Origin of the sequence: Pseudomonas sp. NPDC086251, assembly GCF_044746405.1 — a bacterium.
GTDB lineage: Bacteria > Pseudomonadota > Gammaproteobacteria > Pseudomonadales > Pseudomonadaceae > Aquipseudomonas.
This window is the reverse complement of record NZ_JBIVBY010000018.1, coordinates 136,773-157,537: the sequence shown is the minus strand read 5'-3', so window position 1 is coordinate 157,537 and position 20,765 is coordinate 136,773. Positions and strand designations below refer to the sequence as shown.

Sequence of the window (20,765 nt, the reverse complement as noted above, 5' to 3'; positions counted from 1 at the left end):
ACAGTCCAACAATCATTCCATAAAAGACGAACTACAGAACTGCTAAAAATCGTTGGCCCGCGAAGGCAGTGAAGACATGGGCACCAAGCTCATGGGCTTCTCCGGCAAGGTCAAGAACCCGGGCCTGTGGGAACTGCCATTCGGCGTCACCGGTCGCGAGCTGTTCGAAGACTACGCCGGTGGCATGCGCGACGGCTTCAAGCTCAAGTGCTGGCAGCCAGGCGGCGCCGGTACCGGTTTCCTGTTGCCGGAGCACCTGGACGCACAAATGTACGCCGGCGGCATCGCCAAAGTGGGCACCCGTATGGGTACCGGCCTGGCCATGGCGGTGGACGACAGCGTCAACATGGTGTCCTTGCTGCGCAACATGGAAGAGTTCTTCTCCCGTGAATCCTGCGGTTTCTGCACCCCGTGCCGTGACGGTCTGCCATGGAGCGTCAAGCTCCTGCGCGCGATCGAGAACGGCGAAGGGCAAGCCGGCGATATCGAGACCCTGCTGGGTCTGGTCGGCTTCCTCGGCCCTGGCAAGACCTTCTGTGCTCACGCACCGGGCGCCGTGGAGCCGTTGGGCAGCGCAATCAAATACTTCCGCCATGAGTTCGAAGCCGGCATCGCGCCTACCAGCGCCGTCGTCCCGCCTCTGGCAAGGCCGATCGTAGTCGGCGCGTAAACGCTTAAAAGAGGCGAAGGGTCCGTGCCCTTCGCCTTCTCGTGTGATGACGCCTTGAACGGCTGTGTTGATTCACGCGAATAACAAGATTCCATTAGCCACGCCCGCTGACACCGGGCCAACGAAGACCTTTGAACCATGGCCACTATCCACGTAGACGGCAAAGAGCTCGAAGTCGATGGGGCAGACAACCTGTTACAGGCATGTCTGTCGCTAGGCCTCGATATCCCTTATTTCTGCTGGCACCCAGCCCTTGGCAGCGTTGGCGCTTGCCGCCAGTGCGCAGTCAAGCAGTACACCGATGAGAACGACAAGCGTGGTCGGATCGTCATGTCGTGCATGACGCCCGCCACCGACGGCAGCTGGATCTCCATCGACGACGAAGAAGCGAAAGTGTTTCGCGCCAGCGTCGTTGAATGGCTGATGACCAACCACCCTCACGACTGCCCGGTCTGTGAAGAAGGCGGTCACTGCCACCTGCAAGACATGACCGTGATGACCGGCCACAACGAGCGCCGTTATCGCTTCACCAAGCGCACCCACCAGAACCAGCAACTGGGCCCGTTCATTTCCCACGAGATGAACCGCTGCATCGCTTGCTACCGCTGCGTGCGCTTCTATAAGGATTACGCGGGCGGCACCGACCTCGGTGTGTTCGGCGCCCACGACAACGTGTACTTCGGTCGCGTTGAAGACGGCACCCTGGAAAGCGAGTTCTCCGGCAACCTCACCGAGGTCTGCCCGACCGGTGTGTTCACCGACAAGACGCACTCCGAGCGCTACAACCGCAAGTGGGACATGCAGTTCTCGCCGAGCATCTGCCATGGCTGCTCCAGCGGTTGCAACATTTCCCCGGGCGAACGCTACGGTGAACTGCGCCGGATCGAAAACCGCTTCAACGGTTCGGTCAACCAGTACTTCCTGTGCGACCGTGGCCGTTTCGGCTATGGCTACGTCAACCGCGAAGACCGCCCGCGCCAGCCAAAACTGGCCAACGGCGCCAAGCTGACCCTCGACGAAGCTTTGGATAAAGCAGCGGACCTGCTGCGCGGTCGCAATATCGTCGGTATCGGTTCGCCACGTGCCAGCCTCGAAAGCAACTACGCGTTGCGCGAACTGGTCGGTGCCGAGCACTTCTACTCCGGTATTGAAGCCGCCGAGCTGGAACGCATTCGCCTGGTCATGCAGGTGTTGAAAGACAGCCCGCTGCCGATCCCGAACATGCGTGACATCGAAGACCACGACGCGATCTTCGTCCTCGGTGAAGACCTGACCCAGACCGCTGCACGCATGGCCCTGTCCCTGCGCCAATCGGTCAAGGGCAAGGCCGAAGACATGGCCGACGCCATGCGCGTCCAGCCTTGGCTCGACGCCGCCGTGAAGAACATCGGTCAGCACGAGCTGAACCCGCTGTTCATCGCCAGCCTGGCTGAAACCAAGCTCGACGACATCGCTGAAGAATGCGTACACGCCGCGCCAGACGATCTGGCCCGCATCGGTTTCGCCGTGGCTCACGCCCTCGACGCCAGCGCGCCGGCCGTTGAAGGCCTGGACACTGAAGCTCTGGACCTGGCCAAGCGCATTGCCGACGCCCTGCTCGCGGCCAAGCGTCCGCTGATCATTGCCGGTACCTCGTTGGGTTCCAAGGCGCTGATCGAAGCCGCGGCGAACATCGCCAAGGCCCTGAAGCTGCGTGAGAAGAACGGTTCCATCAGCCTGATCGTGCCGGAAGCCAACAGCCTCGGCCTGGCCATGCTCGGCGGCAACTCCGTCGACGACGCGCTGCAAGCCGTGATCGACGGCAAGGCCGACGCCATCGTCGTGCTGGAAAACGATCTGTACACCCGCACCGACAAAGCGAAGGTCGATGCTGCCCTGACCGCCGCGAAAGTGCTGATCGTTGCCGACCATCAGAAAACCGCCACCAGCGATCGCGCGCACCTGGTTCTGCCAGCCGCCAGCTTCGCTGAAGGCGACGGTACGCTGGTCAGCCAGGAAGGCCGCGCCCAGCGCTTCTTCCAGGTTTTCGACCCGACTTACCTTGATGCGAGCATCCTGGTTCACGAAGGCTGGCGCTGGCTGCATGCCCTGCGCGCGACCCTGCTGAACCAGCCGATCGACTGGACCCAACTGGACCACGTCACCGCTGCCGTTGCTGCAAGCACCCCGCAACTGGCGCGCATCGTCGATGCCGCGCCGTCCGCCGCGTTCCGTATCAAAGGCCTGAAACTGGCTCGCGAACCGCTGCGTTACTCCGGTCGTACCGCCATGCGCGCTGACATCAACGTGCACGAACCGCGTACTTCCCAGGACAACGACACCGCGTTCTCGTTTTCCATGGAAGGTTACTCGGGCTCGGTCGAACCGCGTCAGCAAGTGCCGTTCGCCTGGTCGCCGGGCTGGAACTCGCCGCAAGCCTGGAACAAGTTCCAGGACGAAGTCGGTGGTCACATCCGCGCTGGCGACCCGGGCACCCGCCTGATCGAAAGCACCGGTGACTCGCTGAACTGGTTCGCCAGTGTTCCGCGCGCGTTCAATCCGGCCCAGGGCACCTGGCAGGTTGTGCCGTTCTTCCACCTGTTCGGCAGCGAAGAGAACTCTTCCAAAGCCGCACCGGTACAAGAACGCATTCCGGCCGCCTACGTGTCGCTGGCCAAGTCCGAAGCCGACCGTCTGGGTGTCAATGACGGTGCACTGCTGAGCTTGAACTTGGCTGGCCAGACCTTGCGTCTGCCACTGCGCATCAACGAAGAGCTGGGTGCTGGCCTGGTCGCTTTGCCTGCGGGTATCGCCGGCATTCCGCCCGCGATCTTTGGCAAAACCGTTGATGGTCTGCAGGAGGCAGCGCTATGACTTGGTTCACTCCTGAAGTGATCGACGTGATCATCGCGGTCATCCAGGCCATCGTGATTCTGCTCGCCGTGGTGGTGTGCGGCGCGCTGCTCAGCTGGGTCGAGCGTCGTCTGCTCGCCCTCTGGCAGGACCGTTACGGTCCGAACCGCGTCGGCCCGTTCGGCGCGTTCCAGATCGCGGCCGACATGATCAAGATGTTCTTCAAGGAAGACTGGACCCCGCCGTTCGCCGACAAGATGATCTTCACCCTGGCACCGGTCGTGGCCATGAGCGCCTTGCTGATTGCCTTCGCGATCATCCCGATCACCCCGACCTGGGGCGTGGCGGATATCAACATCGGTATCCTGTTCTTCTTCGCCATGGCCGGTCTGTCGGTCTACGCGGTGTTGTTCGCCGGCTGGTCGAGTAACAACAAGTTCGCCTTGCTGGGCAGCTTGCGGGCCTCGGCACAGACCGTGTCGTACGAAGTGTTCATGGGCCTGTCGTTGATGGGCATCGTGATTCAGGTCGGCTCGTTCAACATGCGCGACATCGTCGAATATCAAGCGCAGAACCTGTGGTTCATCATTCCGCAGATCTTCGGTTTCCTGACCTTCTTCATCGCTGGCGTCGCCGTGACTCACCGTCACCCGTTCGACCAGCCGGAAGCGGAGCAGGAACTGGCCGACGGTTACCACATTGAATACGCCGGCATGAAATGGGGCATGTTCTTCGTCGGCGAATACATCGGCATCGTGTTGATTTCGGCGCTGCTGGTGACCTTGTTCTTCGGTGGCTGGCACGGTCCGTTCGGCATTCTGCCGCAGATCCCGTTCATCTGGTTCGCGCTGAAAACCGCGTTCTTCATCATGATCTTCATCCTGCTGCGCGCCTCGATTCCGCGCCCACGGTATGACCAAGTGATGGATTTCAGCTGGAAGTTCTGCCTGCCGCTGACCCTCGTCAACATGCTGGTGACCGCTGCGATCGTGTTGCTCAACACGCCCGCCGTCGCGGCTCAGTGAGGATAGAGAATCATGAAGTACATTATTGACATCGTGCATGGCTTCTTCACCCAGCTTCGCAGCCTGGTGATGATTTTCGGCCACGCCTTCCGCAAGCGCGACACGCTGCAGTACCCGGAAGAAGCCGTGTACCTGCCGCCGCGCTACCGTGGCCGTATCGTCCTGACCCGCGACCCCGACGGCGAAGAGCGTTGTGTAGCCTGCAACCTGTGCGCCGTGGCGTGCCCGGTCGGTTGCATCTCGCTGCAGAAAGCTGAAACCGAAGACGGTCGCTGGTACCCGGACTTCTTCCGCATCGACTTCTCGCGCTGCATTTTCTGCGGCCTCTGCGAGGAAGCCTGCCCGACCACCGCGATCCAGCTGACACCGGATTTCGAGATGGCCGAGTTCAAACGTCAGGACCTGGTGTACGAGAAAGAAGATCTGCTGATCTCCGGCCCCGGCAAAAACCCTGATTACAACTTCTATCGTGTTGCAGGTATGGCGATTGCCGGGAAGCCGAAAGGCTCCGCGCAGAACGAAGCCCAGCCGATCAACGTGAAGAGCTTGCTGCCTTAAGGAAGAAAGATGGAATTCGCTTTCTATTTCGCATCGGGTATCGCGGTGGTGTCCACGCTTCGTGTGATCACCAACACCAACCCTGTGCACGCCCTGCTCTACCTGATCATTTCGCTGATCGCCGTGGCGATGACGTTCTTCGCCCTCGGCGCACCGTTCGCCGGTGTGCTGGAAGTGATCGCCTACGCTGGCGCCATCATGGTGCTGTTCGTGTTCGTGGTGATGATGCTGAACCTCGGCCCCGCCTCGGTTCAGCAAGAGCGCGTCTGGCTCAAGCCCGGCATCTGGCTCGGCCCGGTGATTCTCGGCGCCCTGCTGCTGGCTGAACTGCTGTACGTGCTGTTCAGCCACGACAGCGGCCAGGCCGTCGGCCACACCACCGTAGACGCCAAGGCCGTGGGCATCAGCCTGTTCGGTCCGTATCTGCTGGTGGTCGAACTCGCCTCGATGCTGCTGCTCGCCGCAGCCGTCACGGCGTTCCACTTGGGCCGCAACGAAGCCAAGGAGCAATGACGATGCCTGCTATCCCTATGGAGCATGGTCTGGCGGTCGCCGGCATCCTGTTCTGCCTCGGTCTGGTCGGCCTGATGGTCCGCCGCAACATTCTCTTCGTGCTGATGAGCCTGGAGGTCATGATGAATGCCTCCGCACTGGCCTTCATCGTCGCCGGTAGCCGCTGGGCGCAGCCGGATGGACAGATCATGTTCATCCTGGTGATCAGCCTGGCAGCCGCCGAGGCCAGTATTGGCCTGGCGATTCTGTTGCAGCTGTATCGCCGCTTCCACACTCTCGATATCGACGCTGCCAGCGAGATGCGCGGATGAATCTTCTCTATCTGACTTTCGTATTCCCTCTCATTGGTTTCCTGCTGCTGTCGTTCTCCCGTGGACGCCTCTCGGAAAACCTTTCGGCGCTGATCGGCGTCGGCTCCATTGGCTTGTCGGCCATCGTGACTGCTTATGTGATCTGGCAGTTCAACGTTGCGCCGCCTGAAGGCGGTCACTACACCCAGGTGTTGTGGCAGTGGATGGCGGTGGAAGGCTTTACGCCGAACTTCGCGCTGTACCTGGATGGTCTGTCCGTGACCATGCTCGGTGTGGTCGTCGGCGTCGGCTTCCTGATCCACCTTTTCGCGTCCTGGTACATGCGCGGTGAAGCCGGTTATTCGCGCTTCTTCGCCTACACCAACCTGTTTATCGCCAGCATGCTGTTCCTGGTGCTGGGCGATAACCTGTTGTTCCTGTACTTCGGTTGGGAAGGCGTGGGCCTGTGCTCGTACCTGTTGATCGGTTTCTACTACAGCAACCGCAACAACGGTAACGCGGCACTCAAAGCCTTCATCGTCACCCGTATCGGCGACGTGTTCATGGCCATCGGCCTGTTCATCCTGTTCGCGCAGTTGGGCACGCTGAACATCCAGGAACTGTTGGTGCTGGCACCGCAGAAATTCCAGGCCGGCGACTTCTGGATGGTCATGGCCACCCTGATGCTGCTGGGTGGCGCTGTCGGTAAATCCGCGCAACTGCCGCTGCAAACCTGGCTGGCGGATGCGATGGCCGGTCCTACCCCGGTTTCGGCACTGATCCACGCCGCAACCATGGTGACCGCTGGTGTCTACCTGATCGCCCGTACTCACGGCCTGTTCACCCTGGCGCCGGACATCCTGCACCTGGTGGGCATCGTCGGCGGCGTGACCCTGGTTCTGGCGGGCTTCGCAGCCCTGGTCCAGACCGACATCAAACGTATCCTCGCCTACTCGACCATGAGCCAGATCGGCTACATGTTCCTGGCGCTGGGCGTCGGTGCCTGGGATGGCGCGATCTTCCACCTGATGACCCACGCCTTCTTCAAGGCGCTGCTGTTCCTTGCGTCCGGTTCGGTGATCGTTGCCTGCCACCACGAGCAGAACATCTTCAAGATGGGCGGCCTGTGGAAGAAACTGCCACTGGCCTACGCCAGCTTCATCGTCGGCGGCGCGGCCCTGTCGGCCCTGCCACTGGTAACCGCGGGCTTCTACTCCAAGGACGAAATCCTTTGGGAAGCGTTCGCCAGCGGCAACCACGGTCTGCTGTATGCCGGCCTGGTCGGTGCGTTCATGACGTCGCTGTACACCTTCCGCCTGATCTTCATCGCGTTCCACGGTGAAGCGAAGACCGAAGCGCACGCCGGTCACGGCATCGCTCACTGGCTGCCACTGTCGGTGCTGATCGTGCTGTCGACCTTCGTCGGCGCCATGATCGTTCCGCCACTGCACGGCGTGCTGCCGGAAAGCGTCGGCCATGCCGGTGGCGAAGCCAAGCACAGTCTGGAAATCGCTTCGGGCGCCATTGCCCTGGCCGGTATCCTGCTGTCCGCGCTGCTGTTCCTCGGCAAGCGGCGTTTCGTCACTGCAATCGCCAACAGCGGCATTGGCCGCTTCCTTTCGGCCTGGTGGTTCGCTGCCTGGGGCTTCGACTGGATCTACGACAAACTGTTCGTCAAGCCATACCTTGCGATCAGCCACGCACTGCGCAAAGACCCGCTCGACCAGACCATCGGTCTGATCCCGCGTATGGCCAAGGGCGGCCACACCGCCCTGAGCCGTACCGAAACCGGTCAACTGCGTTGGTACGCTGCCTCGATGGCAGCCGGCTCCGTGCTGGTCATCGGCGCCATTGTGCTGGTAGCGGTCTGAATATGAACCTTGCGAACTTGCGAAAGGAATTGAGCCCGTCATGATTCTGCCTTGGCTAATCCTGATCCCCTTCATCGGCGGCCTGCTGTGCTGGATGGGTGAGCGCTTCGGCGCCACCCTCCCCCGCTGGATTGCGCTGTTGACCATGACCCTGGAACTCGCGCTCGGCCTCTGGCTGTGGGCCCACGGTAATTACTCATTTGCTCCGGCGCCTGGCGCGGATCCGACCTGGGTGCTTGAGTTCAAGCACATCTGGATCCAGCGCTTCGGCATCAGCGTGCACCTGGCCCTCGACGGCCTGTCGCTGTTGATGATCCTGCTGACCGGTCTGCTGGGTATCCTCTCGGTACTCTGCTCGTGGAAAGAGATCCAGCGTCACGTGGGCTTCTTCCACCTGAACCTGATGTGGATCCTGGGCGGTGTCGTCGGCGTATTCCTCGCCCTCGACCTGTTCATGTTCTTCTTCTTCTGGGAAATGATGCTGGTGCCGATGTACTTCCTCATCGCGCTCTGGGGTCACAGTTCTTCGGACGGCAAGAAAACCCGGATCTACGCGGCGACCAAGTTCTTCATCTTCACTCAGGCTTCCGGCCTGATCATGTTGGTGGCGATCCTCGGTCTGGTCCTGGTCAACTTCAACGACACCGGCGTGATTACCTTCAACTACGCCGACCTGTTGAAAACCAAGATGTCGCTCACCACCGAGTACATCCTGATGCTCGGCTTCTTCATCGCTTTCGCGGTGAAACTGCCGGTCGTGCCGTTCCACTCCTGGTTGCCTGACGCTCACGCCCAGGCGCCAACCGCAGGTTCGGTCGACCTGGCCGGTATCTTGTTGAAGACGGCGGCTTACGGTCTGCTGCGTTTTGCCTTGCCGCTGTTCCCGAATGCCTCGGCCGAATTTGCGCCGATCGCCATGACCCTCGGTCTGATCGGGATCTTCTACGGTGCGTTCCTGGCGTTCGCGCAAACCGACATCAAGCGTCTGATCGCCTACTCCTCCGTTTCCCACATGGGCTTCGTATTGATCGGCATCTACTCCGGCAGCCAACTGGCGCTGCAGGGCGCAGTCATGCAGATGCTGGCGCACGGTCTGTCGGCCGCGGCACTCTTTATCCTCAGCGGCCAGCTGTACGAACGTACCCACACCCGCGACATGCGTGAAATGGGTGGCCTGTGGTCGAAGATCGCTTACCTGCCGGCCATCAGCCTGTTCTTCGCTGCGGCGTCGCTGGGCTTGCCGGGTACCGGTAACTTCGTCGGTGAGTTCCTGATCCTGATCGGCACCTTCGCCGCTGCGCCATGGATGACCGTGATCGCCACGTCGGGCCTGGTGTTCGGTTCGGTCTACTCGCTGATCATGATCCACCGTGCCTACTTCGGCCCGTCCAAATCGGACGCGGTGATGCATGGCATGGACGGTCGCGAACTGATCATGGTGGTCGGTCTGGCGGCGCTGCTGATTTACATCGGCGTCTACCCGCAGCCGTTCCTCGACACCTCTGCCGCGACGATGCATGGCGTGCAGCAGTGGCTCGGCACCGCCTTCACTCAACTCGCTTCGGCCCGGTAAGAGCGCTATGGAATTCACGACTCAACACTTTATCGCGCTTGCGCCGTTGTTGATCACCAGCGCCACGATCATCGTGGTGATGCTGGCGATCGCCTGGCGCCGCAACCACTCGCAGACCTTCCTGATTTCCGTGGCGGGTTTGAACCTGGCGTTGCTGTCGATCCTGCCAGCCTTGAAGGTCGCGCCCCTGGCCGTGACCCCGCTGCTGCAAATCGATAGCTTCGCGTGTCTGTACATGGCGCTGATCCTGGTCGCCACCCTCGCTTGTGTAACCCTCGCCCACGCCTACCTCGGCGATGGCGGTTCGGGTTACCCGGGCAACCGTGAAGAACTGTACCTGCTGATCCTGATGGCCGCCGCCGGTGGCCTGGTTCTGGACAGCGCGCAGCACCTGGCCGGCTTGTTCGTCGGTCTGGAACTGCTCTCGGTGCCGGTCTACGGTCTGGTGGCTTACGCCTTCTTCAACAAGCGTTCGCTGGAAGCCGGTATCAAGTACATGGTGCTGTCGGCCGCCGGTTCCGCGTTCCTGTTGTTCGGTATGGCCCTGCTCTACGCCGACTCCGGCAGCCTGAGCTTCGTCGGTATCGGCCAGGCGCTGGCGGCCACCGGTCTGCCAAGCTCGCTGGCACAACTGGGCCTGGGCATGATGATGATCGGCCTGGCGTTCAAACTGTCGCTGGTACCGTTCCACCTCTGGACCCCGGACGTTTACGAAGGGGCTCCGGCACCGGTGGCGGCGTTCCTCGCTACCGCTTCGAAGGTCGCGGTATTTGCGGTGATGGTGCGTCTGTTCCAGATCTCGCCAGCGGCAAGCAGCGGTGTCCTGAGCAACGTGCTGACCATCATCGCCATCGCGTCGATCCTGTTCGGTAACCTGCTGGCACTGACCCAAAGCAACCTCAAGCGTCTGCTGGGTTACTCGTCCATCGCTCACTTCGGCTACCTGCTGATCGCCCTGGTGGCGAGCAAAGGCCTGGCCGTGGAAGCCATCGGCGTGTACCTGGTCACCTACGTGATCACCAGCCTCGGCGCGTTCGGCGTGATCACCCTGATGTCCTCGCCGTACAACGGCCGTGACGCCGATGCCCTGTACGAATACCGCGGCCTGTTCTGGCGCCGTCCGTACCTGACCGCCGTACTGACCGTGATGATGCTGTCCCTGGCCGGCATCCCGCTGACCGCGGGCTTCATCGGCAAGTTCTACATCATCGCCACCGGTGTCGAGTCGCACCAATGGTGGCTGGTCGGTTCCCTGGTACTGGGCAGCGCCATCGGCGTCTTCTACTACCTGCGCGTCATGGTGACCCTGTACCTGATCGAACCGAACCTGCGTCGCCACGATGCCCAACTGCACTGGGAACAACGTGCGGGCGGCGTGATGCTGCTGGCCATCGCCGCACTGGCGTTCTTCCTGGGTCTGTACCCACAGCCATTGCTGAACCTGGTTCAGCAGGCGGGCCTGGCGGGTTGATCGCTTAGCGTGATTCGGTAGAAAACAGAAACGGCACCTTCGGGTGCCGTTTTTGCGTTTTGAAGTCAAAAGATCGCAGCCTCGTTTCACTCGACAGCTCCTACATTGGAATGCGTTCCCTGTAGGAGCTGTCGAGTGAAACGAGGCTGCGATCTTTTGATCTCCAATGCCTCCTCCCCCCACATCCAGAATCACCCCGCAGACAAATCAGCCGCGTCCTACATCCTTATCCTGCCTCCAACCTTAACGTAATGACTTGAACGAATTGGCAGGCACAGACGCCTTGACCGATTCGATTATCGAGACAAAACTATACGTAGGTAGCGTACAGAACATGGATGCTCTTTTTATCGAATTACGTATGTTTCAGAAACATCGAGACGATTACCTGGATGACGATCTGTTTCGCAGCTTTCAACTGGAGTTGCTGAGGAATCCGGAAGCGGGCGATCTCATTGAGGGCACCGGTGGACTGCGCAAAATCCGCTTCTGCGATCAACGACGAGGCAAAGGCAAGCGCAGCGGATTACGGGTGATTTACTACTGGTGGTCAGGCTTCGATCAATTCTGGCTGTTCACCGTGTACGACAAAAATGTACAAGACGACCTGTCGCCCTCCCAGAAAAAACTGTTCAGACAAGCGCTGGAAAAAGAAATCAAAACGAGATCCCACTATGAAACGTGACATTTTTTCCGAACTGATGGATGGCCTCGAAGCCCTTGCAGATGAGCGCCAAGGCAAAATCACTTTGCGAACCCACAAAGTTCAGTTGCCAAAACTGGTGCCCATCACTGCCGAGGAAGTGGTAGCCATCCGTCAACAGCTCAATCTTTCCCGATCGGTATTCGCGATGTATTTGCGTACGAATACCCGAACGCTGGAAAACTGGGAGCAGGGACGGGCAAAACCAAATGCCCAGGCCACGACCTTGATTCGACTGGTCGAGCGGTTTCCAGAAACGGTAGAACAACTGGCGGCGTTGACTTGATTCCAGTGCGATGGCTGATGACGCCTTCGCGAGCTGGCTTGTTTCCACAATGGGGGCCGGGTACATCTGCGAGAGACTGGTCGGCTACCAGGCCGCCTTCGCGGGCAAGCCTCGCTCCTACAGAAAATCAAAAGCACAGCGGCGTACGCTTTTGATTCCCACCACTCAACAGGCCGAGCGTTAGCTCGCTTGCCGCTTTTGATTTTGATCTGTCCGCCCCTTCGGGAGGCTGAGTGGAGGTGTTCATCTGGGGGCAGGCGCGTAGCGCCGTTCGACGCAGTCGAACACATCGAGAGGAGGTCGTCGCGAAGCAGACCGGAGGCGATGCGCCCAGATGAATACCGGAGCGAAGGAACGCCGAGCCTAAGCGAGGGGCCGGACGCCGGGGCGAGCCTTTTTTTGCTTACTTTTTTTTGGCGTTTGAAAAAAAAGTGAGTCGCCGTAAGGGCGAGACCCTAAGCAGCCGTTACCGCAGAAATGGATATGTACCCCTGAAAGAACATGGTCGGCTATCAGGCCGCCATCGCTGGCAGGCCAGCTACCACAGGGGGACCGCGTTCGTTCAAGGAAAATGCGGTAAAACCGGCACCCATGAAAACGGCACCTCTCGGTGCCGTTCGCATTTCATCGTACAACCACTTTACTTACGCGCATCCGCCCAAGATTTCAGCAGCTCGTTATAGCTCACAGTCTCACCCTTAGGCTTCTCGTTTGCCAATTTCGGCTTCGGTGCGCCCGGCTGATCGAACCAATACTGCGCATCACGCTCAGGGTTCATCTTCGGTGCGCACGTGGTTTGCGCTTTCGACCGTTCCAAGCGGGTCATGATTGCATCCTGATCCTTGGCCAAACCGTCCAGCGCCTGTTGCGGAGTTTTATCGCCACTGGCGGCTTCGGCGATGTGGCTCCACCACAATTGTGCCAGACGCGGATAGTCCGGCACGTTGGTCCCGGTCGGGGTCCATTGCACACGGGCCGGGCTGCGATAGAACTCCACCAAACCACCGAGTTTCGGTGCCAGGTCAGTCATCGCTTGAGAGTTGATGTCCGACTCGCGAATCGGCGTCAGGCCGACGATGGTTTTCTTCAGCGATACCGTTTTCGACGTCACAAACTGCGCATAGAGCCAGGCCGCCAGTTTCTGTTTCTCAGGCGTGGATTTCATGAACGTCCACGAACCCACGTCCTGATACCCAAGCTTCATGCCCTCCTCCCAATACGGGCCTCGCGGTGACGGCGCCATGCGCCATTTCGGCGTGCCATCGGCATTCATCACCGCCAGGCCTGGCTTGGTCATGTCGGCGGTGAAGGCGGTGTACCAGAAAATCTGCTGGGCGATGCTGCCTTGGGACGGCACCGGGCCGGATTCGGAGAAGGTCATGCCCGCCGCTTCCGGTGGCGCGTACTTTTTCAGCCAGTCGACGTACTTGGTGGTGGCGAACACCGCCGCCGGGCCGTTGGTGTCGCCGCCGCGGGTCACGCTGGAACCCACCGGGTGGCAGTCCTCGACACGAATGCCCCACTCGTCCACCGGCAAGCCGTTGGGAATGCCCTTGTCGCCGCCACCGGCCATGGAGAACCAGGCATCGGTGAAACGCCAGCCCAGGGACGGATCCTTCTTGCCGTAGTCCATGTGCCCGTAGACACGCTTGCCGTCGATTTCCTTGACGTCTTCGCTGAAGAACTTGGCAATGTCTTCATAGGCCGACCAGTTCACCGGTACGCCCAGGTCGTAGCCGTACTTTTCCTTGAACTTGGCCTTGAGGTCCGCGCGTTCGAACCAATCGGCACGGAACCAGTACAGGTTGGCGAACTGCTGGTCAGGCAACTGGTAGATCTTGCCGTCCGGTGCAGTGGTGAAGGAAATGCCGATGAAATCCTTGATGTCGAGTGTCGGCGAGGTGAAGTCTTTGCCTTCGTTAGCCATCAGGTCGGTGATCGATTCGGTCTTGCCGTACCGAAAATGCGTACCGATCAAGTCCGAGTCGTTGACCCAGCCGTCATAGATGCTTTTGTCCGATTGCATCACGGTCTGCAGCTTTTCCACCACGTCGCCTTCCTGCAGTAGGTCGTGGGTCAGCTTGATCCCGGTGATCTCGGTGAAGGCCTTGGCCAGCACTTTGGATTCATATTCATGGGTCGCGATGGTTTCCGAGACCACCTTGATGCTCATTCCGCGGAAGGGCTCCGCCGCCTTGATGAACCACTTCAATTCTTCCAGCTGCTGATCGGCCGTCAGGGTGGACGGCTTGAACTCACTGCCGATCCACTTTTTCGCCGCGTCTTCGTAGGCATCGGCCCACGCAGACGCGCTCAAACCGCTGAGTGCCAGCATGGCTGCCAATGAAATGCTATGTCGCAGCTTATTGTTTTTGTCGAACATAGAGACCTCCTTATAGGGTTTCGGAGCAACTTTGCCGAGCGATTCGACTAGCCCCAACGCATCACAGCCAACAGCCACACCAGGGACAACGCGAACGCAACCCAGATGCTCCAGTCGGTGACGCCGATTACCAGCAAATGCAGGTAGGCGCTGCCGAGAAGACCGATAAACAGCCGATCGCCACGGGTGGTGGCAATCGGCAACAAACCACGCCGAAGAATGCTCGGCGAACGCAATTCCCAGGTCGTCATTCCCACCAGGATCAAGGCAATGACACTGAAGAACGCCGCCGTCGGGCCGGTCCAACTCATCCATTCCATCATCAGCTCCTCAGACCCGGCCCAGGGCAAAGCCCTTGGCCACGTGGTTGCGAACAAACCAGATCACCAGCATGCCCGGCAGGATGGTCAACACCCCCGCCGCCGCCAGCACGCCCCAGTCAATGCCCGACGCGGAAACCGTGCGGGTCATCACCGCCGCGATCGGCTTGGCGTTCACCGAGGTCAGCGTGCGCGCCAGCAGCAGTTCGACCCAGGAAAACATGAAGCAGAAAAACGCCGTGACGCCGATGCCGGAGCCAATCAGCGGGACGAAAATCTTCACGAAGAACTTGGGAAAACTGTAGCCGTCGATGTAGGCCGTTTCGTCGATCTCCTTCGGCACGCCGGACATGAAGCCCTCGAGGATCCACACCGCCAGCGGCACGTTGAACAAGCAGTGGGCCAACGCCACGGCAATGTGGGTATCGAACAACCCGATCGAGGAATACAACTGGAAAAACGGCAACAGGAATACCGCTGGCGGCGCCATGCGGTTGGTCAGCAGCCAGAAGAACAGGTGCTTGTCGCCGAGAAAACGGTAGCGCGAGAACGCATACGCCGCCGGCAACGCCACGCTCAGCGAGATCACCGTGTTCAGGCTTACGTAATACAGCGAGTTGAGGTAACCGGTGTACCAGGCCGGATCGGTGAAAATCACTTTGTAGTTGGCGAAGGTGAAATCCTGCGGAAACAGGGTCAGGCCACTGAGGATTTCAGTGTTGCTCTTGAAGGACATGTTCAGCAGCCAATAGATCGGCACCAGCAGGAACAGGATGTAGATCAGCAGCGGAATGAGCTTTCTTTTACTCATGGCAGGCCTCAGCGGTTGGCGTCAGAGTGAGTCATGGCGGTGTAGAACAGCCAGGACACCAACAGGATGATCAGGAAGTACACCAGCGAGAAAGCCGCCGCCGGACCAAGGTCAAACTGCCCGATCGCCATTTGCGTCAGGGTCTGGCTCAAGAAGGTCGTGGCATTCCCCGGCCCGCCACCGGTGAGCACGAACGGCTCGGTGTAGATCATGAAACTGTCCATGAACCGCAGCATCACCGCGATCAACAGCACGCTCTTGAGCTTGGGCAACTGGATGTGCCGGAAAACTGCCCAGGCCGATGCCCGATCAATTCGCGCCGCCTGGTAGTACACGTCCGGAATCGCTCGCAGCCCGGAGAAGCACAACAACGCCACCAACGACGTCCAGTGCCAGACATCCATCACCAGCACCGTGACCCAGGCGTCCATGGTGTTCGCCGCATAGTTGTAGCTGATGCCCATGGCGTTGAGGGTCGAACCGAGCAGACCGATGTCGGCCCGCCCGAAGATCTGCCAGATCGTGCCCACCACGTTCCACGGGATCAGCAGCGGAATCGCCAGAATGATCAGCACCAGCGAGGACCAGCGGCCCTTGGTCGGCATGGTCAGGGCGATGGCGATGCCCAGCGGAATCTCGATCAGCAACACGCAGCCGGAGTAGATGAATTGCCGCAGCAGCGAGTCATGCAGCCGTGGATCGAGCAGCACCTGCTTGTACCAGTCGGCGCCGACGAAGTAGCGGCTGGACTGGTCGAAGATGTCCTGCACCGAGTAGTTGACCACCGTCATCATCGGGATCACCGCACTGAACGCCACCAGCAAAAACACCGGCAACACCAACCACCACGCCTTGTTGTTCTGCACCTTGTTCATGGCTATACCTCCAGCAGGTAGTCGTCGGCATAGACCATCAGCCACTGGCCCGGGAAGCTGATGTACGCAATGCCCTCGGGCACCGGTTTGTCTTCGGCCAGGCGCACTTTCAGCGGTGTGCCATCGAGGTTCAGGGTCATGATCTTGTAGGTGCCGAGGTCTTCGACGTGGACGACCCGTGCCTGCATCGCGTCATCAAAGGGTTCGTCCCACACATGCACGAACTCCGGACGGATGCCGACCTTGAGGGTTTTCCACTCGGACTCTTCGATACGTTTCTGCATCGCTTCGGACAGCGGCAAATGGGTCGAGGCGAATCCGACACCGCCCGCCTGCGGCTGAACCTCGATCAGGTTCATCCCCGGGCTGCCGATGAAATAGCCGACAAAGGTATGGCTTGGCCGCTCGAACAACTCGCGCGGCGTACCGAATTGCACGATCTGCCCGCCATACATCACCGCAATCTTGTCGGCAAAGGTCGACGCTTCCAGCTGATCGTGGGTGACGTAGACCATGGTGATGTTGAACTGCTCGTGGATCTGCTTGAGCTTGCGCCGTAGCTTCCACTTCAGGTGTGGATCGATCACCGTCAGCGGCTCGTCGAACAGGATCGCCGAGACGTCATCGCGCACCAGCCCACGGCCCATGGAGACTTTCTGTTTTTCATCGGCGGTGAGGTTGCGGGCCTTTTTGCTCAGCAACGCCTGGAGGTCGAGCACCTCGGCGATTTCCTGCACCTTGCTGTGAATTTTCGCCTCGGCCATGCCCTGATTACGCAGCGGAAAGGCCAGGTTGTCGAACACCGTCATGGTGTCGTAGACCACCGGAAACTGGAAAACCTGGGCGATGTTGCGCTTCTCCGGGGTCAGGTCGTTGACCACTTTGCTGTCGAACAACACCTGCCCCTGGGACGGGCTGAGCAGCCCGGAAATGATGTTGAGCAACGTCGACTTGCCACAGCCTGATGGCCCGAGCAAGGCGTAGGCACCGCCCTGCTCCCAGACGTGGTCCATCTCGCGTATCGCGTAATCCTCAGGGCCGCTCGGCGTGCGGGTGTAACTGTGGGCGAGGTGTTGCAAACGAATTTCAGCCATCAGGCAACCCTCGCGATACGGCGACCGGGCGCCTGGACCAGCCGCCCCTGCTTATCGAACACAAACAATTTATGGGTCGGGATATAGATGCGAATCGGCGCATCGACGTCGTATTCGTGGACACCCGGCAGGTGCAGCACCAACAGGAAATGCTCGTTGCGCACGTGCAGGAAGGTTTCCGAACCGCTGATCTCGGCCACCTCGACGGTCACTGCCAGTTCCAGATCGTCGTCGTTGCTGGGCACCAGCGAGATGTGGCTCGGCCGCACACCGAAGCGGAACTCGCCCTCGCCCACCGGTCGCAGGTCCACGTTCAACGGGAAATGCACGAAATTGGCGAAACTCACTTCGTTGCCGGCAATGCGTCCGGGCATCAGGTTGATCGGCGGTTCGGAGAACAACTCGGCCGCCAGCACCGTTTGTGGCTGGTGATAAACCTCGGTGGATCGGCCGCTCTGGATCACCCGGCCTTCGTGAAGAATGGTGGTGGTGCCACCCAGGGCCAGGGCTTCGTTGGGTTCTGTGGTGGCGTAGATGGCAATGGTGTGCCGCGCCTTGAACAGCTCGCGCATTTCCTGACGCAGCTCTTCGCGCAGTTTGTAATCGAGATTCACCAGCGGCTCGTCGAACAGGATCAGCTCGGCGTCCTTGACCAGCGCCCGGGCCATGGCCGTGCGCTGTTGCTGACCGCCGGAGAGTTCGAGGGGATAGCGCTGGAGGAATTTCTCGATGCGCAGCATCTTCGCGGTTTCCAGCACTTTGCTCTGAATCAGTTCGTTGGAAACACCGCCCTGGCGCAACGGCGAGGCGATGTTCTCGAACACGGTCATGGTCGGGTAATTGATGAACTGCTGATAAACCATCGACACGTTGCGCAGGCGCACCGGGCGCTGCGTGACATCGACGCCGCTCATCAGGATGCGGCCGCTGTCGGGTTTATCCAGGCCGGCCATCAGGCGCATGAGACTGGTTTTGCCGGACAGCGTGCGACCGAGCAAAACGTTGAAGGATCCGGGTTCGAAACTCAGGCACGCATCGTCGATCCAGGTCTGGCCCTCGACGGTGCGGCTGACGTGCTCCAGGGTTAATGACATGGCTCGGCCTTTTTTATTATTTGGAGTCAAGCGACCTGAGCAGTAGAGCGACTTTCGTGCCAGAAATGGCAAGCCTTTGATCCGGCTTGAAAATCCTGCAGATGGAGGAAACACCGCTTTCGTTGCTGAACAGAAATGAACAACCTCGAATGAACAATTGAACAGTTCAAAGATTGACAATGAACAATAGTGAACAACACTCTATAAACACTTTTCAGCCACACATCGCCCCTGTAGGAGCCAGGCTTGCCGGCGAAGGCGTCTTTGAAATCGCCTTCGCCGGCAAGCCTGGCTCCTACAGTTATGTAGCGTTTGAACGTGATGCAGACTCCATAAAAACAATAAAGCTTTGCTCAGAGATTGCCTGCCATGGCCGCACCTGCCTCGCCGCTCTCCCACGACGCCATCATCCAGGACTCCTGGTCCCGTTGCCGCGCGTTCGGCCTCGATCATCAGAGCGCTCCGGCGTTCGACCAGTTGCCGGCCGAAGGCATCGCGCAGTTGCTGGAGAGCCAGCATTCACTGGTGCAGACCACCCACCAGGAAGTCCTGCCGTATTACGAAAACATCCTGAGCAATTCCAATTGCCTGATCATGCTGGCCGACAACCAGGGCCAGGTGCTGACGTCCTGGGGCACCCAACGTTTTATCGAGCCGAGCCTGACCCGCGGTTTCAGCGCCGGGGCCAGCTGGATGGAGCGTTGCAGCGGCACCAACGCCATCGGCACTGCGCTCGCCTGCGAGCAAGCGGTGCACATCGAGCACGATGAACACTTTCTCAAGGCCAACCGCTTCATGACCGGTTCCGCCGCGCCGATTTTCGATGCCGAACGCAAGGTGATCGCGGTGCTGGATGTGTCCAGCGACAGCTACCTGCCGCCGTCCCACACCCTCGGCATGGTCAAGATGATGAGCCAGACCGTGGAAAACCGGCTGATCCTCAACCTGTTCCATGGCCAGCATTTCCAACTGACCTTCAACACCGGGCTGAACAACCTCGACAGCCAGTGGGCCGGGTTGCTGATCTTCGATGAAACCGGCCAGGTGCTGTCGGCCAATCGCCGGGCCGATAATTTGCTGGGCATCAGCCTGTCTCGGGTCAGCGTCGAGAGCCTGTTCAAGGTGTCCTTGCTGGAGCTGTTGAACCAGCCCGATGGCCTGCCCTTCGCCCTGCAAGCCTCCGGGCGCAATCGCTTTCAATGCCTGTTGAAGCGACCGAAACAGGTGCCGATTCAGGCCCGGGTGTTTTCTGAACCCAAGAGCATCGAATCGGCGGCACCGGCGGCGATCAGCCTCAACACCCTGCATTTCGGTGACAGTCGCGTAGAAAAAGCCGTGCGTCAGGCCGAGCGTTTGCTGGAGAAAGACATTCCGCTGCTGATCCACGGTGAAACTGGCGTCGGCAAGGAAGTTTTCGTCAAAGCGTTGCACCAAGCCAGTTCCCGCAGCAAACAACCGTTCATTGCCGTCAACTGTGCAGCGATCCCCGCCGAACTGGTGGAATCCGAGCTGTTTGGCTACGAGAAAGGCGCATTCACCGGTGCCAATCAGAAAGGCAGCATCGGGCTGATCCGCAAGGCCGACAAAGGCACGCTGTTCCTCGATGAAATCGGTGATATGCCGCTGCCGACCCAGGCCCGGCTGTTGCGCGTGTTGCAGGAGCGTTGCGTACAACCGGTGGGCAGCAGCGAGCTGTTCCCGGTGGACATCCGCATCATCTCGGCGACTAACCGCTCGTTGCGTGAGCAGGTGCAACTGGGGCGTTTCCGTGAGGATTTGTACTACCGCATCGGCGGCCTGACCCTGGAGTTGCCGCCGCTACGGGAACGCTCAGACAAGCAGGCGCTGTTTAAGCGGCTGTGGGAACAGCACCGCGAGCCGTCGCAGTGGGCGGGATTGAGCCGTGAGGTGATGGAATTGTTCAGCCGTCATCCGTGGCCGGGGAATTTGCGTCAGGTCAGCAGCGTGATGCAGGTGGCGCTGGCCATGGCCGAAGAACAACCGGTGCGGCCGGAGCATTTGCCGGATGATTTTTTTGTCGATCTGGAGATGGAGCCGGTTGAGACCCCGGAACCGCTGGCGGTGGATTTGAATGATGCCGAGGATTTGAATCGGTTGTTGCAGGCGGCTGGGGGGAATATCTCCCATTTAGCTCGTAGGCTCGGGGTGAGCCGCAATACCCTTTACAAGCGGTTGCGCCAGACGGAATGACAGGTGAACCGCGCTGGCGGTGTTCGGGTTGAGACCTTCGCGAGCAAGCCCGCTCCCACATTGGATTCGTGTACGCCGTAATCAAATGTGGGAGCGGGCTTGCTCGCGAAGGCGTCAGCCTTGTCACCGCAGTCCTAGTGCCCTGCGCATAAACAAAAACCCGCACAAGGCGGGTTTTGTTTGTA

Annotated in this window: 17 protein-coding genes and 1 pseudogene; 12 read left to right on the top strand and 6 right to left on the bottom strand. The window is 59.9% G+C overall.

The features are described from left to right. Positions 1-46 precede the first annotated feature (46 nt). The 11 genes and pseudogenes from ACIPL2_RS21440 to ACIPL2_RS21390 all read left to right on the top strand — a co-directional run. Positions 47-670: pseudogene (locus ACIPL2_RS21440) on the top strand (NADH-ubiquinone oxidoreductase-F iron-sulfur binding region domain-containing protein); the annotation flags it as partial. A gap of 138 nt (positions 671-808) precedes the next feature. Further along, positions 809-3,523, top strand: a complete 2,715-nt coding sequence (gene nuoG / locus ACIPL2_RS21435; RefSeq protein ID WP_401359373.1) for an NADH-quinone oxidoreductase subunit NuoG — start codon at positions 809-811, stop codon at positions 3,521-3,523. Continuing rightward, positions 3,520-4,527: an NADH-quinone oxidoreductase subunit NuoH gene (gene nuoH / locus ACIPL2_RS21430; protein ID WP_401359371.1), complete on the top strand. Its 1,008-nt coding sequence runs from the start codon at positions 3,520-3,522 to the stop codon at positions 4,525-4,527. The genes nuoG and nuoH overlap by 4 nt, the downstream gene beginning before the upstream one ends. A 9-nt stretch (positions 4,528-4,536) precedes the next feature. Then, the gene (gene nuoI / locus ACIPL2_RS21425; RefSeq protein ID WP_401359383.1) at positions 4,537-5,085 is read left to right on the top strand and encodes an NADH-quinone oxidoreductase subunit NuoI; all 549 of its coding nucleotides are present in this window, start codon (positions 4,537-4,539) and stop codon (positions 5,083-5,085) included. Positions 5,086-5,094: 9 nt separating this feature from the next. Beyond that, a complete protein-coding gene (nuoJ, locus tag ACIPL2_RS21420) occupies positions 5,095-5,598 on the top strand; it encodes an NADH-quinone oxidoreductase subunit J (RefSeq protein WP_059406598.1) in 504 nt (167 codons plus the stop codon). Between the two features lie 2 nt (positions 5,599-5,600). Next, a complete protein-coding gene (gene nuoK / locus ACIPL2_RS21415) occupies positions 5,601-5,909 on the top strand; it encodes an NADH-quinone oxidoreductase subunit NuoK (RefSeq protein ID WP_007946416.1) in 309 nt (102 codons plus the stop codon). Continuing rightward, on the top strand, positions 5,906-7,759 hold the full coding sequence (gene nuoL / locus ACIPL2_RS21410; RefSeq protein ID WP_401359367.1) for an NADH-quinone oxidoreductase subunit L: 1,854 nt from the start codon (positions 5,906-5,908) through the stop codon (positions 7,757-7,759). The genes nuoK and nuoL overlap by 4 nt, the downstream gene beginning before the upstream one ends. Before the next feature lie 40 nt (positions 7,760-7,799). After that, complete coding sequence (nuoM, locus tag ACIPL2_RS21405; protein WP_401359365.1) at positions 7,800-9,332, top strand: NADH-quinone oxidoreductase subunit M; 1,533 nt, start codon at positions 7,800-7,802, stop codon at positions 9,330-9,332. 7 nt (positions 9,333-9,339) lie between these two features. Beyond that, the gene (nuoN, locus tag ACIPL2_RS21400; RefSeq protein ID WP_401359363.1) at positions 9,340-10,803 is read left to right on the top strand and encodes an NADH-quinone oxidoreductase subunit NuoN; all 1,464 of its coding nucleotides are present in this window, start codon (positions 9,340-9,342) and stop codon (positions 10,801-10,803) included. Between the two features lie 334 nt (positions 10,804-11,137). Continuing rightward, positions 11,138-11,488 (top strand): toxin, encoded by a 351-nt coding sequence (locus ACIPL2_RS21395; RefSeq protein WP_401359381.1) that lies wholly within the window; start codon positions 11,138-11,140, stop codon positions 11,486-11,488. Next, positions 11,478-11,792 (top strand): helix-turn-helix domain-containing protein, encoded by a 315-nt coding sequence (locus tag ACIPL2_RS21390; RefSeq protein ID WP_401359361.1) that lies wholly within the window; start codon positions 11,478-11,480, stop codon positions 11,790-11,792. The genes ACIPL2_RS21395 and ACIPL2_RS21390 overlap by 11 nt, the downstream gene beginning before the upstream one ends. Before the next feature lie 640 nt (positions 11,793-12,432). Here the strand turns inward: ACIPL2_RS21390 and ACIPL2_RS21385 are convergent. From ACIPL2_RS21385 to ACIPL2_RS21360, 6 genes are read right to left on the bottom strand one after another with little or no spacing between them, the layout of a single operon-like run. After that, entirely contained in the window at positions 12,433-14,175 is a 1,743-nt protein-coding gene (locus ACIPL2_RS21385) for an ABC transporter substrate-binding protein (protein ID WP_401359358.1), read from the bottom strand. Positions 14,176-14,222: 47 nt separating this feature from the next. Next, positions 14,223-14,495 carry a DUF2160 domain-containing protein gene (locus ACIPL2_RS21380; protein ID WP_008146061.1) on the bottom strand — a complete coding sequence of 91 codons (273 nt, stop codon included), beginning with the start codon at positions 14,493-14,495 and terminating at the stop codon, positions 14,223-14,225. Between the two features lie 10 nt (positions 14,496-14,505). Next, positions 14,506-15,306 (bottom strand): carbohydrate ABC transporter permease, encoded by an 801-nt coding sequence (locus ACIPL2_RS21375; protein ID WP_017339615.1) that lies wholly within the window; start codon positions 15,304-15,306, stop codon positions 14,506-14,508. Between the two features lie 8 nt (positions 15,307-15,314). Next, positions 15,315-16,181, bottom strand: coding sequence for a carbohydrate ABC transporter permease (locus ACIPL2_RS21370; RefSeq protein WP_401359355.1), 867 nt, complete (start codon positions 16,179-16,181; stop codon positions 15,315-15,317). Positions 16,182-16,183: 2 nt separating this feature from the next. Next, positions 16,184-17,275 carry an ABC transporter ATP-binding protein gene (locus ACIPL2_RS21365; RefSeq protein WP_401359353.1) on the bottom strand — a complete coding sequence of 364 codons (1,092 nt, stop codon included), beginning with the start codon at positions 17,273-17,275 and terminating at the stop codon, positions 16,184-16,186. Next, positions 17,275-18,369, bottom strand: coding sequence for an ABC transporter ATP-binding protein (locus ACIPL2_RS21360; RefSeq protein WP_401359351.1), 1,095 nt, complete (start codon positions 18,367-18,369; stop codon positions 17,275-17,277). The genes ACIPL2_RS21365 and ACIPL2_RS21360 overlap by 1 nt, the downstream gene beginning before the upstream one ends. A gap of 369 nt (positions 18,370-18,738) precedes the next feature. On the opposite strand from ACIPL2_RS21360, the gene ACIPL2_RS21355 reads away from it, so the two are divergent. After that, positions 18,739-20,580, top strand: coding sequence for a sigma-54-dependent Fis family transcriptional regulator (locus tag ACIPL2_RS21355; protein ID WP_401359349.1), 1,842 nt, complete (start codon positions 18,739-18,741; stop codon positions 20,578-20,580). Positions 20,581-20,765: the final 185 nt, after the last annotated feature.